This window comes from Pseudomonas sp. PAMC 26793 (genome assembly GCF_000313235.1).
GTDB classification, from domain to species: Bacteria; Pseudomonadota; Gammaproteobacteria; order Pseudomonadales; family Pseudomonadaceae; genus Aquipseudomonas; species Aquipseudomonas yamanorum.
The window spans coordinates 12,470-28,152 of the sequence record NZ_AMXG01000039.1 but is presented as its reverse complement, the minus strand read 5'-3'; the positions used below and the strand labels follow the sequence as shown (position 1 = coordinate 28,152).

Sequence of the window (15,683 nt, the reverse complement as noted above, 5' to 3'; positions counted from 1 at the left end):
ACGTGGGAGCGGGCTTGCTCGCGAATGCGCAGTGTCAGTCACCGAATGAGTTGGCTGATGCACCGCATTCGCGAGCAAGCCCGCTCCCACAGTTGATCTCCGTTGTTTTTGAGTAAAGTGTTCACCCACGCATGCGCCGGGCGTCGTTGCGCTGTAGCGTCTGGCTGGGAGACTCGTCGAACAGCTTGCGGTACTCGGCCGAGAATCGCCCCAGGTGGGTAAACCCCCAGCCCAGGGCGATCTCGGAGATAGTGCGGGTTGAGCCATGTTCGAGGATTTGCTGGCGCACGGCACCCAGGCGGTATTTCTTCAGGTAAGCCATGGGCGACAGGGCGAAGTATTTGCGGAAGGCATCGAACAGCTTGAAGCGCGACACACCCGCCGCCGCCTCAAGGTCCTCCAGGTGCACCGGTTCCCGGGCGTTGTCGTGGATGTACTGCCGCGCACGAATCAGATAGTGCGGCAGCTTCACCCCCAGCACGTCACGCAGTTCTTCGGAATAATTATTCGGCTGGGCCAGGATCAGGCCCTTGATCAGCGAGCTTTCCAGGTCCCGGGTAAACGCCACCTGGTCATACAGTTCGCTGCTGCGCTCAAGCTCGGCGATGAAATACCGCGCCATGCGCCACCACGACGCGGAAGCGCCGTCCACCGCGTCCATCGCCGACTCGAAGCGCAGCGGCGCTTCAATCGGTCGCTGCAGCAAGCCTTCCAGGGATTCGCTCATCGCCGCGCGGGTGATCACCACCTGCAACTTGCGGCAGTCGCCGGAGATCTCCAGCACCTGATGTTCGTTGGGCGAGATGATCACGCCCTGGTCACGATTGGAACTGAGGCGTACGCCGTTCTTGCTCAGCTCCTGCTCGCCCACCAGCGGCAAGGTCAGGCTATAGCTGCTGAAGTGCTCGGCGTCTTCGATGTCGATGGTGACGTCGGTGCCGTACTCGATAATCCCCAGCGTGGTGGCGCGGGACTTGAACACATTGGCACTGTGGTGAAAGCGGATGCGCTCCGGCGTCGCGGTTTGCAGGCGATGCGGCCCGCAAATGCCGGACATCCAGCTGCAAGCGCCTTCAAGGTCGAAGCGCTCGATACGTATATCGCGTGTATTGCTATTCATCACGGGGCACCCACGGCAATTGTGGCCGGCGCGCTCTGACGGCGCGTCCTGGTTGAATCCAGAGCAAGTTTTGCGCCACGCCTGCGGCAACGCCACTGGGTGGATAGCAACTGTCGACTAAATGGATAACACGCTGACTTTTTCGACAATCGCCTTACAAGACAGTAGCGCATTCCGCCACCGCCCCGCACCGCCGTGGGTATTTCGTGCCCAACTAAGTGGCCCACCTTCCCCCATTAACCGGATAGCCCGGTGCCCCGCCGCAGCCTCTTAATGGCCTACCCGTTTAGCCATTATCAAAAAAGGTGCCTCCCATGAGTGGTGCAAGAAGCGTCGAACAGTGGAAAAGTTTTATCGAAGGCTGCCTGGACTTCCGCCCGGTGGATGAGGTTTTCCGCATCGCCCGGGACATGTTCACCGAGCCGGAGCTGTTTGATCTGGAGATGGAACTGATCTTCGAGAAGAACTGGATCTACGCCTGTCACGAAAGCGAATTGGCCAACAAACATGACTTCGTGACGATGCGCGCCGGGCGCCAGCCGATGATCATCACCCGCGACGGCGAAGGCCAGCTCAACGCGCTGATCAACGCCTGCCAGCACCGCGGCACCACCCTGACCCGGGTCGGTAAGGGCAACCAGTCCACCTTCACCTGCCCGTTCCACGCCTGGTGCTACAAGAGCGACGGCCGGCTGGTGAAGGTCAAGGCGCCGGGGGAATACTCGGAAGGCTTCGACAAAGCCACTCGCGGCCTGAAAAAGGCGCGGATCGAGAGCTACAAGGGCTTCGTGTTCATCAGCCTGGACGTTAGCGGCAGCGACAGCCTGGAAGATTTCCTGGGCGACGCCAAAGTGTTCTTCGACATGATGGTCGCCCAATCGGCCACCGGTGAGCTGGAAGTGCTGCCGGGCAAATCCGCCTACACCTACGACGGCAACTGGAAACTGCAAAACGAGAACGGCCTGGACGGTTATCACGTCAGCACCGTGCACTACAACTACGTGGCCACGGTGCAGCATCGCCAGCAGGTCAACACGGAAAACGGCACGGGCTCCGGCACCACCCTGGACTACAGCAAGCTCGGTGCCGGCGACGCGAATACCGATGACGGCTGGTTCGCCTTCAACAATGGCCACAGCCTGCTGTTCAGCGACATGCCCAACCCCACCGTGCGTTCGGGCTACGCCACCATCATGCCGCGCCTGATCGAAGAACATGGCCAGCAAAAAGCCGAATGGATGATGCACCGCCTGCGTAACCTGAACATCTACCCGAGCCTGTTCTTTCTCGACCAGATCAGCTCGCAGTTGCGGATCATCCGCCCCATCGCCTGGAACAAGACCGAGATCATCAGCCAGTGCCTGGGGGTGAAAGGCGAGTCTGACGCCGACCGAGAAAACCGCATTCGCCAGTTCGAGGATTTCTTCAACGTCTCGGGCATGGGCACGCCGGATGACCTGGTGGAATTTCGCGAAGCCCAGCGCGGCTTCCAGGGCCGCCTGGAGCGCTGGAGCGATATCTCCCGTGGCAGCCACCGCTGGGAAACCGGGCCGACGCCCAACAGCGAAGCCATCGGCATCCAGCCGGCGATGACCGGCACCGAATTCACCCACGAAGGGCTGTACGTCAACCAGCACCGCAACTGGCAGAAATTCCTGCTGGACGGGCTCGATGCACAAGCCCTGAAACTGCGGGAGGTGAAATGATGAATGCGCAATTGCAGTACCAGATCGAGCAGTTTTTTTACCGTAAATCCGAACTGTGCGATGCCCAGGATTGGGACGCCTACGTGCAGTTGTTCGACCCGCAGAGCGAGTTCCACCTGCCGCAGTGGGACTCGGAACACGTCTACACCCGCGACCCGAAGCGCGAAATGTCGCTGATCTACTACGCCAATCGTTCAGGGCTGGAGGACCGGGTGTTTCGCTTGCGCACAGGCAAGGCCGCGTCGGCCACGCCGATGCCGAGGACGCTGCATCTGATCAATAACGTGCGGATTGCCGAGCAACCGGGCGGACTGCTGGAAGTGAAGCTGAACTGGCACACGCTGTTCTATCGGCTGGCGACGTCGGAGCAGTTCTATGGCAGCGCCACCTACAGCCTCAAGCCCGATGGCGACAGTTGGTTGATCACTCGCAAGCATGCGCTGCTGCTCAACGACACCATCAACTCGGTGCTGGATTTCTATCACCTCTGAGCTGATGCATTACACCTGTGGCGAGGGAGCTTGCTCCCTCGCCACAAAAAGCTCACTCGCCAGGCATAACCATCAAACTCGCGGAGTTCTGCGAATGAATCACAAAGTGGCCTTCAGTTTTGCCGACGGCAAGACCCTGTTTTTCCCGGTGGGTACCCATGAGATCCTGCTGGACGCTGCCTTGCGCAACGGCATCAAGATCCCGCTCGACTGCCGCGAAGGCGTATGCGGCACTTGCCAAGGCCGTTGCGAGTCCGGCGATTTCACCCAGGACTACGTGGACGAGGAAGCCCTCTCCAGCCTCGACCTGCAACAACGCAAAATGCTCAGTTGCCAGACCCGGGTCCAATCCGACGCGGCGTTCTATTTCGATTTTGATTCCAGCCTGTGCAACGCGCCGGGGCCGGTACAAATCCGCAGCACGGTGAGTGATGTGCAGCAGGTTTCGGCCAGCACGGCGATCCTGCACCTGCAGCTGGAAGCGCCATTGGATTTCCTGCCCGGCCAGTACGCTCGCCTTTCGATTCCCGGCACCGACAGTTGGCGCTCCTACTCCTTCGCCAACCGCCCGGGCAATCAATTGCAGTTCCTGATCCGCCTGCTGCCCGATGGCGTGATGAGCAACTACATCCGCGAGCGCTGCCAGGTCGGCGATGAGTTGCTGCTGGAAGCGCCATTGGGTGCCTTCTACCTTCGGCATGTCACCCGGCCGCTGGTGTTGGTGGCCGGTGGCACTGGTTTATCGGCGCTGCTGGGCATGCTTGACGACCTGGCCACCAACGGCTGCCAACAGCCGGTGCACCTGTATTACGGCGTGCGCGGTGCGGCCGATCTGTGCGAGGCCGCCCGCATCGCCGCCTACGCCGATAAAATCCCCCATTTTCGCTACACCGAGGTACTCAGCGACCCGACGCCCGACTGGGCCGGCAAGCGTGGCTACCTCACCGAGCATTTCGACCTGGCCGAATTGCGGGATCAATCGGCGGATATGTACGTCTGCGGCCCCACTCCGATGGTCGAATCCATCAAACAATGGCTGCTGGATCAGGCACTTGATGGCGTTCAGCTGTATTACGAAAAGTTTACCGAGAGTAATATCTGACCCCTCAGCGGTATGAGGGGCTGGTTCGGTGTGCGATCAACCCTGAAAAAAACAAGTAGAAGGGAATGTTAATGGCGGATGACATGGTTAACCCGGTGGGCCTCAAGCGTGGCCTGAAGAACCGGCATATTCAGCTGATTGCCTTGGGAGGGGCAATCGGGACCGGGCTGTTCCTCGGCTCGGCGGGCGTGCTCAAGTCGGCAGGGCCGTCGATGATCCTGGGCTACGCGGTAGCCGGTTTCATCGCGTTCCTGATCATGCGCCAGCTGGGCGAGATGATCGTCGAGGAACCGGTGGCCGGCTCCTTCAGCCACTTCGCCCACAAGTACTGGGGCGGTTACGCAGGCTTCCTGGCCGGCTGGAACTACTGGGTACTCTACGTGCTGGTGGGCATGGCCGAGCTGACAGCGGTGGGCAAGTACATCCAGTTCTGGTGGCCGGAAATTCCGACCTGGGTCAGTGCGGTGGTGTTCTTTGTGCTGGTCAACCTGATCAACACCCTCAACGTGAAGTTCTTCGGTGAGACCGAGTTCTGGTTCGCGATCATCAAGGTGGTAGCGATTGTCGGCATGATCGTGCTCGGCTGCTACCTGCTGTTCAGTGGCACCGGCGGCCCGCAGGCCTCGGTGAGCAACCTGTGGAGCCACGGCGGGTTCTTCCCCAATGGCGGCATGGGGCTGTTGATGTCCATGGCGTTCATCATGTTCTCGTTCGGCGGCCTGGAGCTGGTGGGTATTACCGCCGCCGAAGCCAGCGAGCCACGCAAGGTGATCCCGAAGGCGATCAACCAGGTGGTGTACCGGATCCTGATTTTCTACGTCGGCGCACTCACCGTGCTGCTGTCGTTGTACCCGTGGGACCAACTGCTGCAAACCCTCGGCGCGTCGGGCGATGCCTACAGCGGCAGCCCGTTCGTACAGATCTTCTCGCTGATCGGTAACGACACCGCCGCCCACATCCTTAACTTCGTGGTCCTGACCGCGGCGCTGTCGGTGTACAACAGCGGCGTGTACTGCAACAGCCGCATGCTGTTCGGCCTGGCCGAGCAAGGCGATGCGCCGAAAGCGTTGATGAAGCTGAACAAGCAAGGCGTGCCGCTGCGTGCCCTGGGCATCTCGGCCCTGGTGACGCTGCTGTGCGTGGTGATCAACTACGTCGCCCCGCATGACGCACTGGAGCTGTTGTTTGCACTGGTGGTTGCCTCGCTGATGATCAACTGGGCGCTGATCAGCCTGACCCACATCAAGTTTCGCAAGGCCATGGGCGAGCAAGGCGTGGTGCCGTCGTTCAAGACCTTCTGGTTCCCGTTCAGCAACTACCTGTGCCTGGCGTTCATGCTGATGATCATCTGCGTGATGCTGGCGATTCCGGGCGTGCGGGCGTCGGTGTATGCGATTCCGGTTTGGGTCGGGATTATCTATGTGGCGTACCGGTTGCGGTTGAGCAAGGGCAAGGCGCTGGCCTCGGCGCAGTAACCTTTCGCCAGCTGTAAAAAAGCCCCGGCACTCATCAAGTGCCGGGGCTTTTTTGATTCAAAAGTCAGAGAGGGCCGTTCGTCAGAACTAGTAATTCTGACAGTAGTTCGAATCGAGGCATGAGTTCCTAAATGGAGCGACCAACTATGGAGGTTCCTACTCATGAGCCTGATTATCGCACTCACCTTTGAAGGCAACGACGCCATCGCTCAAACCTATCAGGGGCGACCCTCTCAAAGTTTGAAGTTAATCCCACAGGCGGATGGCAGCACAGGCATTCGCAATGAATATCATGGGACCGTCCTGAACCTTTCCGAGGGCGGCGCCTGGGTTTCACCCTACGCAGGAAACGGTTTTCAAAGCTTTAGATTAATCCTGCAAGCCGATGGCTCGTACACCATCCAAAATAGTTACTCTCACCTTGCTCTGACGATGACCGCGAACACCCTTCAGGCTAGACCTCTCGTCGCAGGTAACCGAAACCAACGTTTTGATGTGGTCAACCAAGCCGATGGTTCCGTCGGGCTGCGCAAGGTATCACGCTCCCTGTTCAGCGGAACGGTAGACCAATTAACTTCAATAAAACGAGTCGGGAATTGGTTCTTTAACAGCATCAGGCAATCGACCGGATTCTATCTCTCCAAAAACACGCCCCTCACTTTGGAACTGAGCGTGTCCGGTAGTGTATGGGCCAGCCAGCCCAAACTGTGGATAGGTGCGCAATTTGCCGACCCTGACACGAGATTCAGCACTCCCCGAGCTTACCCACTTAACGAAGGCGTCAACTCGATAACCGACGCAGGGGGAGGGATGATCTATCTGGAGTTGAGTGGGGAAACCAATATCGCCAATTTGACGCTCACAGGGGGCGCTGTAGAGGTCCCTCTTTTTGAGCATCTGAAAACCACGCCCGAGCAATATCGCGACATGTTGCGTACGTGGACATCAGCGCCCTTTGCCGAACTGACGAGCGCCCGCTCCGTCGTCACCGTAAGCCGCACAGCCGCACTCGCTCATCAAAACAACAATCAGAACACTCTCATGGAAACCTACGAACGGATTATCTCTGTCGAGGAAGGTATCTTGGGACTGGATGGATCAAACGCGCTGCATACAAGAGCGCCACTTAAATACCATCTTGTGTTGGGAAACTACGGTGGCGGGGGTTACGCCCATGCAGGACATGGTTATACGAGTTACCACGAAAATTTCGCAAAGGAAATGTTGACGCCGAAAGAGCTCGAAGCTTCCTGGGGCGTGGCCCACGAACTCGGCCATCAAAACCAAATGCTCGGTTACTTACCGAACGACTTCAATGAGGTGACCACAAACATTCACTCACTTGCGGTTCAACGTCATTTTCGCCTGCGCTCCACACTGCTCGATAAAGATTCAAGCGGCCGAGATGTGTGGGACAACGCATTGCAAAAACTCACCATTCCCGGCCTCAAAATTGATGACTTGGATGTATATGAACGACTGGCGGCGCTGGAACAGCTCAGACTGGCCTTCGGCGAGCAATTTTGGCCACGCATGAACAAAGTCACTCGAGAAAAATGGGCATCGAATGGCTATCATCCCGATCGACAAATCGCTTTCAACAACCTCGCCTTATTCGCCAGTATCGCTGCCCAAGCCGATCTTCGCGAGTACTTCGCTGCCTGGGGTATGCCTCTTTCGGCCGCTGGCAGTGAGGCGATCAGAGCATTGAACCTGCGCCCTCCAGCAGTAAAGCCCCAGACAATGCGTGAGCCCCGTTCACTGGAAGAGTTCGAGCCTCTTCCTCCACCACTGACAGGCTGCACATGTATCGAGCCTCATCCGAAGGAGCTTGAATAACGAGCAGCTACTTTTACCGTTCCTTATGCTGGTGTTTTTATAACGAAGAACGCACTCGCCACAGCTCGGGGAACAATACGGTGTCGAGCATCTTGCGCAGGTAACCCACGCCTTCGGTGCCGCCCGTACCAGGCTGGAAGCCGATGATCCGCTCCACGGTGGTGACGTGGCGGAAGCGCCATTGGCGGAACGAATCCTCCAGGTCGATAAACTTTTCGGCCAGTTGGTACAGGTCCCAATAACGGCTCGGATCGCGATAAACCTCGCGCCACGCCGCCTCCACGGATTCATCGTGCACCGTCGGCGCCGTCGGGTCGCGTTCGGCGCGTTTTGGGTCGATCGCCAGCCCGGCCTTGGCCATCAGGTTGATCGCCTCGTCATACAGCGACGGCGTGGCAATCGCCACTTTCAGCTCGTTCAACAGGTCCGGACGATGGGCGTGGGGCCGCAACAGCGCCGCGCTTTTATTGCCAAGGATGAATTCGATTTCCCGGTACTGGAACGACTGGAAGCCCGACGACTGGCCCAGGTACGGGCGGATCGACTTGTACTCCGATGGCGTCATGGTCGCCAGCACGGCCCAGGCGTGCACCAGTTGGTCAAAGATCCGCGACACCCGCGCCAGCATTTTGAACGCCGGTGGCAACTCACCCAGGCGCACGTGTTCGCGGGCGGCCTTGAGTTCGTGGAGCATCAGTTTCATCCACAGCTCGGAGGTCTGGTGCTGGATGATGAACAGCATCTCGTTGTGGTCCGGCGACAGCGGGTGCTGGGCGCTGAGCACTTTGCCCAGGTCCAGGTAGTCGCCATAGCTCATGGACTCGGAAAAATTCAGCTCGGCGTTATGCCATTCTTCCGGCGGCTGGTAGTCAGGGGAGAAAGGACACTGGCTCATCGCGTGGGCTCCTTGAGCGGGCGGAGAATGGCTCGTACCGGACTGGCATCGAGGTTGGCGAAACGCAGCGGCAGCGCGATCAACTCGTAATCGCCCTCCGGTACGTCGTCGAGGACGATGCCTTCGAGAATCGCCATGCCATGACGGGCGACGGCGTTGTGAGAGTCCATGGTCTTGGACTGTTGCGGGTCCAGGGACGGCGTGTCGATGCCGATCAGGCGCACCCCGAGGCCGGCCAGCAGCTCGACGGTTTGCGGGGCGACGGCGGTGAAATTCGAATCCCAGGTATCCAGTGGCGCCTGTTGATAAGTGCGCAGCAGCACACGCTCCGGGAGGTTCTCTAGGCGGCCTTCCAACTGATGTGGCTGCACCAGCGCGCCGCTGCCCAGGCAATGCAGCACCCGGCACGGGCCCATGTACACATCCAGGGACACTTCGCCGATGGGCGCGCCGTCAGCGCTGTAGTGCAACGGCGCGTCCACATGGGCGCCGGTGTGGGGCGACAGGGTGATGCGTCCGACATTCACCGGGCACTCGGGGCCAAACTGCCACACGCGCTCTTCCTGAAACGGCGTATCACCCGGCCAGGTCGGGGTCGCGGTGCTCAAGGGCGGGCTGATGTCCCACCACGTTTTTATTGGATTCATTTCAAGGCTCTCGGTCGTTACTGGGGTGAATGATACGAGGGCCAGCTGTAAATATTCTTGCGAATTCCGGCGCAAAGCGGGAAATCTTTCGCACTTACTGCGAGGAAATGGCTGATTGGCGCACAGATATTTCGTACCGACTCAATCATTCAAACAACAAATATCCCCTGTGGGAGCCGGGCTTGCCCGCGATGAGGTCGGCACAGCTTGCCCTTCCATCGCCTGACACTCCGCCATCGCGGGCAAGCCCGGCTCCCACAGGGGTTGGCGGTGACTCACGGATGTGCAAATGACTGCGCTTCTGGGCATCCCGATGTCGAGTTCAGACCACTGGCGGGCCGCCCAAGGCGATAGGGTTCGGACTTCCCTTCCACTGCCTCGGAATCATCATGTCCAAGCCGATCACCGTACTGCGCGACACCCACCCACTGCCGGTGCTGGACGCCTGCAAATGGGAAAAGCTCGAAGGCGACCCACACACCGTCAACCTCAACGCCTACACCAGCGAAGACGGCAGCAAGATCATGGGCACCTGGATCTGCACCCCCGGCAAATGGCGGGTGGAGTATGTGAAGTGGGAATACTGCCACTTCCAGGAAGGCTACTGCGTGATCACCCCGGACGGCCTGGAGCCGATCCATTTGCGGGCTGGGGATATCTTTGTGGTGGAGCCGGGGATGAAGGGGACGTGGGAAGTGGTCGAGACGGTGCGTAAGTATTTTGTGTTTGCCTGACGGCCAAAAACCCGGGAACCCGCTTGAGGCAGGTTCCCGGAAAATCCCCTATTGGGGCTTGCGATAGCTGTTGATGATCGCCGAGAAATCCTTGCCCCCTTCCCCACGCTGGCTCATCGATTGATACAACTGCTGCGCCACTGCGCCGAGGATCACCGGCTGGTGCGCCTGGCGGGCGGCTTCAGTGGCCAGCCCAAGGTCCTTGAGCATCAGTTCCGCACCAAACCCACCGGTATAACCCCGGGACGACGGCGCCGTTTCGATAATCCCGGGCCATGGGTTGTAGGTGTCCGAACTCCAGCAGCGTCCGGTGGAGCTGTTGATGATTCCCGCCAGCACTTGGGTGTCGATACCCAACGCATCGCCCAGGGCCATGGCTTCGCTGACGCCGACCATGGTGATACCCAACAGCAGGTTGTTGCAGATCTTCGCAATTTGCCCGGTGCCGACTTCGCCGCAATGGACGATGTTACGGCCCATTTGCGCCAATACCGGTTGCAGGGTGGCGAACAGTTCCGGGGTGGCGCCGACCATGAAGGTCAGCGTCCCGGCCTGGGCGCCGCCGGTGCCGCCGGACACCGGGGCATCGGCCATCACCACGCCTTGTTTTGCTGCCGCCGCGGCTACATCGCGGGCGGTCTGCGGGTCGATGGTGCTGCAATCCACTGCCGGCACGCCTTTGCCGATGCCGGCCAGCACGCCATCTTCACCGAGCCACACACTGCGTACATGGGCCGCAGCCGGGAGCATGGTCACCACCAGCTCGACGCCTTCTGCTGCCGCGCGCGGTGAGGCGCTGATGGTGCCGCCCAGCTCGGCCAGTTCCTTGAGCACGGCCTGGTTCAGGTCGAACAGGTTCAGCGCATGGCCAGCCTTGATCAGGTTGCGCGCCATCGGCGCGCCCATGTTGCCCAGGCCGATAAATGCAATCTTCATGGTCGTCTCCTCGATCAGCGCAGGTTGATGGTGGTGTTGACGCCATCGTTGACGCTGTCGTCGTCGAACCAGCGGCTGGTGACGGTTTTGGTCTGGGTATAGAACTGCACCACTTGCTTGCCGTACGGGCCCAAATCACCGAGTTTCGAACCACGGGAGCCGGTGAAGCTGAAGAACGGCACCGGCACGGGGATCGGGATGTTGATGCCGACCTGGCCGACGTCGATTTCGCTCTGGAATTTACGCGCCGCCGCGCCGCTCTGGGTGAACAGGCCGGTGCCGTTACCGAACGGGTTGGCGTTGACCAGGGCGATGGCTTGGTCGAGGGTGTCGACTTCCAGCACCACCAGCACCGGGCCGAAGATTTCCTGGGTGTAGATCTGCATGTCGGTAGTCACGCCGGAGAACAGGGTCGGGCCGACAAAATTGCCGTCCTCGAAACCTGGAACCTTGATGCCACGGCCATCCAGTTCCAACTTGGCGCCTTCTTTCACGCCGCTTTCGATCAGGTCGAGGATGCGTGCCTTGGCGCGCTTGGAGATCACCGGGCCCACATCGGTGCCCGCTTCGCTGCCGGCATTCACCTTGAGTTTCTGCGCCAGGGCCTTGAGGTCCGGCAGCCATTGCTTGGCCGCGCCCACCAGCACCACCACGGAAGTTGCCATGCAACGCTGACCGGCCGCGCCGAAACCGGCACCGACCAGGGCGTTCAGGGTTTGCTCGCGATTGGCGTCCGGCAGCACCACGGCGTGGTTCTTGGCGCCCATCATCGATTGCACGCGCTTGCCGTGTTTACCGGCGAGGTCGTAGACGTGAGTCCCCACGGCGGTCGAACCGACGAAGGACACCGCCTTGATATCCTTGTGGGTGCACAGCGCGTCCACCACATCCTTGCCACCGTGAACCACGTTCAGCACACCGGCTGGCACGCCGGCTTCGAGCGCCAGCTCAACCAGCAGCAGGGTCGACAGCGGATCCTGCTCAGAAGGCTTCAGTACGAAGGTGTTACCGCAGGCAATGGCCATCGGGAACATCCACAGCGGAATCATCGCCGGGAAGTTGAACGGGGTGATGCCGGCGCACACGCCGATTGGCTGGCGCAAGGTGTAGGTATCCACACCGCCGGCGACGTTTTCAGCGAATTCGCCCATCTGCAGGGTACCGATGGAGCATGCATGCTCGACCACTTCCAGGCCACGGAAAATATCGCCTTCCGCGTCGGCAATGGTCTTGCCCTGCTCGGCGCTGAGGACCATGGCGATGCGCTTGGAGTGCTCGCGGATCAAGGCTTGCAACTTGAGCATGATGCGCATGCGCGCACCGATCGGCGTCAGCTTCCAGGTCTGGAAGGCGCGATGGGCGGCGTCAATGGCAGCGTTGACTTCTGCTGGGGTGGAAAACGGCACACGGGCCAGTACTTGCTGGGTGGCGGGGTTGACGATGTCTTGCCATTCGGTGGTCTTGGACTCGACCCACTCGCCGTTGATCAGCAGCTTGACCTGTTGCACGGAAATATCGGCAGATGCGTTCATGTGGTCTCCAATTCTTGTAGGTATGCAGAGAACCAAGGCGTTGAATCGCCTTGAGGATGAGGCGTTCGGACTGTTTTTGGAGTATAGATGTGCAAACTTCTAATAAGAACGCACATAAAAGCCGGTCCAATATGCAAAAAAACATCACGTCACTAGGCTCCCTGAACTGGGATGACCTGAAGTTTTTCCTCGAAGTCGCCCGCACCCGCAAGGCCAGCGTCGCCGCCAAGCGCCTGGCGGTGGACTACACCACCGTGTCGCGGCGCATTACCTCCCTTGAAGGATCCTTGGGCACTCTGCTGTTTGAAAAATCCCGGACCAACGGCTTCGTATTGACCACCGAAGGCCAGCGTCTGCTGGGTTACGCCGAGTCCATCGAAAGCACGTTGCACATGGCCTGCGAACAGGTTTCCGGCTCCGGCGTGGCACTGTCCGGCCACGTGCGGATGGGCTGCACCGAAGGATTCGGCAGCTTCTTCGTCACCCCGCAACTGAGCCACTTCGTCGACACCTACCCGGCGATCTCCGTGGACATCCTGCCCCTGCCCCACTTCATCAGCCTGTCCAAGCGCGAGGCGGATATCGTCATCGCTCTCGAGCGGCCGGAGCATGGGCCCTACGTGTGCTGCAAACTGTGCGACTACAAGCTACAGCTGTACGCGACCCAGGAATACCTGGACCAGCACCCGCCCATCCAACGAGCGGCGGATCTGGCCGAGCACCCGTTTATCAGCTACGTGGATGATTTGGCGTTCAGCTCGGAGCTGTTGTACCTGGCGAATGTGGTGCCCGGCGCCAGCGCGAGCTTGCGCAGTACCAGCGTGATTGCGCAATACGTGGCGGCGCAGCAAGGACGCTCGCTGGCGATCCTGCCGTGCTTTTTGGCGGCGCAAGATCCGCGGTTGCTGCCGGTGCTTTCGAAGGAGATCAACATTACCCGGCAGTTCTGGATGTATTGCCGCGAGGATCTGAGGAAGCTGAAACGGATCACCCTGTTGTGGGATTACATCCGTGAGGTGACGGAGCAGAATCAGCCCTTGTTGATGGGGGAAACGCGGGAGATGGAGTTCGCAGACTAAGCAGGCGCATTTTAAGACACCCCCCTCGGGTTTCCTGAGCTTTATTGATAATCCATAGGCTCAGGGAGGGGAAAACTAATGAGTAGCTCAAGCAAAAAGACCGGACGCATCGAGTTCTCGTTATTGCAATACAAGGCTCACGTCACTCAGGAGGATGTGAGGGCCGCATTAGGGCTAGTCCTGGAGGACCAGCGGTTCGCGAGGTCTGATCGGCTGTGCGCATTATTGAGGTTTTTGGTTGAAAACGCGTTGCAGGAAACGACGAAGAAGCTGACCGAATATGACGTAGGAATATCGGTATTCGACCGCGACCCGACTCAATACGCAACGTGTGATGATCCTATCGTAAGGGTGCAGATTGGACGACTGCGAAAAAAACTCACGGAATACTATTCCAGCGTCGCACCACTGGCGACGTTGCGCTTCTCCGTGCCGCTGGGCAGCTACATACCTTCTGCAAGTATTCCGTTGGCTGAAGAAGCACCGGAACGTTTTCACCGCTTGTCGGTACGGCAGTTCAAATGTATTACTCATGCTGGCGCTGTCTTTACTCAAGGCCTGTGTGAAGAGTTGAGTTACCGGTTATTCGAGTCGTTTGACAACCCTATCATTTCGCACTCCTTCACGGCTTCTCGTTATATTGACTCCATTGAAGAGGTCGTCAGGGAATACACCCTTGAAGGCAGTGTTCGGGTGGAACCGTCGCGATTGAGAACGTCTGTTCGTCTTGTGGACACCGCCATCGGCTTGATTTCCTGGTCGGCGCAGTTCGACCGGGATAGCAACTATGGAATAACGATCCAGGAGGACTTGGCGAACACTATTTGCTGTGCGTTGAAAGCCTACTTTGACGAGCATCTGCAGCCAGCACAACAAGTGGTATAAAAACGAAACAGGGCGATCAATATCGCCCTATTTCATTACTTTTTTTAGATCACGGAGTTGACCACTTACCGTCGGAGTACAAGCGTACTGCATTGTCATTTTTAGTCAGGTCAATCTCAACCGACTGAGAGCGCGACGAACTGAACATAGTACTCGTTTGGATCTTTTGCTCGAACCACACAAGCACTTTTTCAACAGGCTCAAGTTCAACAGTACCTTTGACAACCTCCTCTGTCGCAACGTAGATCGGAGTACTGACCAGCTTTCCATCAACGCCGGTGGAAACCTGGTTAACACCCGGATGGATGGTATCGTAATTATTAATCATTGTAATGGCAGTGGATTTTCCACCCGTACGTGGTTCCTCCAGAGTGCCCACCTTGTTCAGGACTGACGTTTCCCCCAAACCGATATCCACCAGATTGGTTGACACATCGACCTGAACGCTGGCGTCGAAGCTATTGGTACCAAACAGTTGATATTGCGGAACCCAGGAAAAACTAGTGGTAAATGCATATTTCCCATAAGCCTGCCAGACAACGTTATAAGCATTGTCACCGACTTTTTTTGCAAAGCACAATTTGTATTCAGCGTTTTTAAGCGTTTCCAAATCCCCCGGGGCAATCTGAATTTTCACTGACTTCCTTGTCGCTTGCAAAATGGCGTTCAGGGCCTGTGCGTAGTCAGTGTGACTTACAACGGGCTTGCCTCCCAGGCTGATCAGAGAGGTCTGCAAGGCATCACCCCACACAAAACTCCAGCTGGTACGCCGACTACGAGGGACAGTATTGATCAACTCGTTTTCGAAATCCGTATGGTTGACCTCACCGGTAAACGTTACTTTTCGCGAGGCGGGTGACCCCTCGGATGCAACTGGAGTTCCGCCGACGGCCTTTAGAGCAGCTTCAAGTTGATGTTCACTCGGCACATTGTTATTGTTTTTTTCAATAATTACGAAGTTCATGATGTCACCTATATTTATTTGAAGGTTTATCAGTGAGCATCGGGTGTCGATGTCAATCGACTTTTATTCAAACCACTCTGAACATCACTTCCCTGCCTCGCCAAATAACGAGGTGAACGGCCTGAATAACGTGCTACAACCCTGTAAACACACTGACGAACCTACTGTAGAGCGGCATCACTTTGCAGGTAAGTATCATTGATGTAACAACAAACCTTATACATAAATAAGAACGACCTACAGGTTAACAAGGGCTAACCGTAACGCCTGTCAGTTAC

General features: G+C 58.2%; 14 protein-coding genes. 8 read left to right on the top strand and 6 right to left on the bottom strand.

The window, feature by feature from the left end; translation table 11 throughout:
* Positions 1–121 precede the first annotated feature (121 nt).
* Positions 122–1,120, bottom strand: a complete 999-nt coding sequence (locus D109_RS0120370) for a helix-turn-helix domain-containing protein (RefSeq protein WP_026078108.1) — start codon at positions 1,118–1,120, stop codon at positions 122–124.
* Positions 1,121–1,434: 314 nt separating this feature from the next.
* Between D109_RS0120370 and antA the strand changes: the two genes are divergently transcribed.
* The 5 genes from antA to D109_RS0120345 all read left to right on the top strand — a co-directional run bounded on the left by antA (position 1,435) and on the right by D109_RS0120345 (position 7,733).
* Positions 1,435–2,826 (top strand): anthranilate 1,2-dioxygenase large subunit, encoded by a 1,392-nt coding sequence (gene antA / locus D109_RS0120365; RefSeq protein ID WP_017478496.1) that lies wholly within the window; start codon positions 1,435–1,437, stop codon positions 2,824–2,826.
* A complete protein-coding gene (gene antB, locus D109_RS0120360) occupies positions 2,826–3,317 on the top strand; it encodes an anthranilate 1,2-dioxygenase small subunit (RefSeq protein ID WP_017478495.1) in 492 nt (163 codons plus the stop codon). The genes antA and antB overlap by 1 nt, the downstream gene beginning before the upstream one ends.
* 94 nt (positions 3,318–3,411) lie before the next feature.
* Positions 3,412–4,419, top strand: a complete 1,008-nt coding sequence (antC, locus tag D109_RS0120355) for an anthranilate 1,2-dioxygenase electron transfer component AntC (RefSeq protein WP_017478494.1) — start codon at positions 3,412–3,414, stop codon at positions 4,417–4,419.
* A 71-nt stretch (positions 4,420–4,490) separates the two neighbouring features.
* Positions 4,491–5,894 carry an amino acid permease gene (locus tag D109_RS0120350; RefSeq protein ID WP_017478493.1) on the top strand — a complete coding sequence of 468 codons (1,404 nt, stop codon included), beginning with the start codon at positions 4,491–4,493 and terminating at the stop codon, positions 5,892–5,894.
* 162 nt (positions 5,895–6,056) lie between these two features.
* The gene (locus tag D109_RS0120345; protein ID WP_017478492.1) at positions 6,057–7,733 is read left to right on the top strand and encodes a M60 family metallopeptidase; all 1,677 of its coding nucleotides are present in this window, start codon (positions 6,057–6,059) and stop codon (positions 7,731–7,733) included.
* A 37-nt stretch (positions 7,734–7,770) separates the two neighbouring features.
* Here the strand turns inward: D109_RS0120345 and kynA are convergent, their stop codons facing one another.
* The gene (kynA, locus tag D109_RS0120340) at positions 7,771–8,628 is read right to left on the bottom strand and encodes a tryptophan 2,3-dioxygenase (RefSeq protein ID WP_017478491.1); all 858 of its coding nucleotides are present in this window, start codon (positions 8,626–8,628) and stop codon (positions 7,771–7,773) included.
* Positions 8,625–9,275, bottom strand: coding sequence for an arylformamidase (gene kynB / locus D109_RS0120335; protein ID WP_026078107.1), 651 nt, complete (start codon positions 9,273–9,275; stop codon positions 8,625–8,627). The genes kynA and kynB overlap by 4 nt, the downstream gene beginning before the upstream one ends.
* 389 nt (positions 9,276–9,664) lie before the next feature.
* On the opposite strand from kynB, the gene D109_RS0120330 reads away from it, so the two are divergent.
* Positions 9,665–10,009: a cupin domain-containing protein gene (locus tag D109_RS0120330; RefSeq protein ID WP_003212331.1), complete on the top strand. Its 345-nt coding sequence runs from the start codon at positions 9,665–9,667 to the stop codon at positions 10,007–10,009.
* 48 nt (positions 10,010–10,057) lie between these two features.
* Here the strand turns inward: D109_RS0120330 and mmsB are convergent, their stop codons facing one another.
* Positions 10,058–10,945, bottom strand: a complete 888-nt coding sequence (gene mmsB / locus D109_RS0120325) for a 3-hydroxyisobutyrate dehydrogenase (RefSeq protein ID WP_017478489.1) — start codon at positions 10,943–10,945, stop codon at positions 10,058–10,060.
* A 14-nt stretch (positions 10,946–10,959) separates the two neighbouring features.
* Positions 10,960–12,477, bottom strand: coding sequence for a CoA-acylating methylmalonate-semialdehyde dehydrogenase (locus D109_RS0120320; protein WP_017478488.1), 1,518 nt, complete (start codon positions 12,475–12,477; stop codon positions 10,960–10,962).
* A gap of 131 nt (positions 12,478–12,608) precedes the next feature.
* Here D109_RS0120320 and D109_RS0120315 point away from each other — a divergent pair, with 131 nt between their 5' ends.
* Both D109_RS0120315 and D109_RS0120310 read left to right on the top strand, forming a co-directional pair.
* The gene (locus D109_RS0120315) at positions 12,609–13,556 is read left to right on the top strand and encodes a LysR family transcriptional regulator (RefSeq protein ID WP_017478487.1); all 948 of its coding nucleotides are present in this window, start codon (positions 12,609–12,611) and stop codon (positions 13,554–13,556) included.
* A 78-nt stretch (positions 13,557–13,634) separates the two neighbouring features.
* Positions 13,635–14,441: a hypothetical protein gene (locus D109_RS0120310; protein WP_017478486.1), complete on the top strand. Its 807-nt coding sequence runs from the start codon at positions 13,635–13,637 to the stop codon at positions 14,439–14,441.
* Positions 14,442–14,490: 49 nt separating this feature from the next.
* On the opposite strand, the gene D109_RS0120305 is transcribed toward D109_RS0120310, so the two are convergent.
* Positions 14,491–15,405, bottom strand: a complete 915-nt coding sequence (locus D109_RS0120305) for a hypothetical protein (protein WP_256219546.1) — start codon at positions 15,403–15,405, stop codon at positions 14,491–14,493.
* Positions 15,406–15,683: the final 278 nt, after the last annotated feature.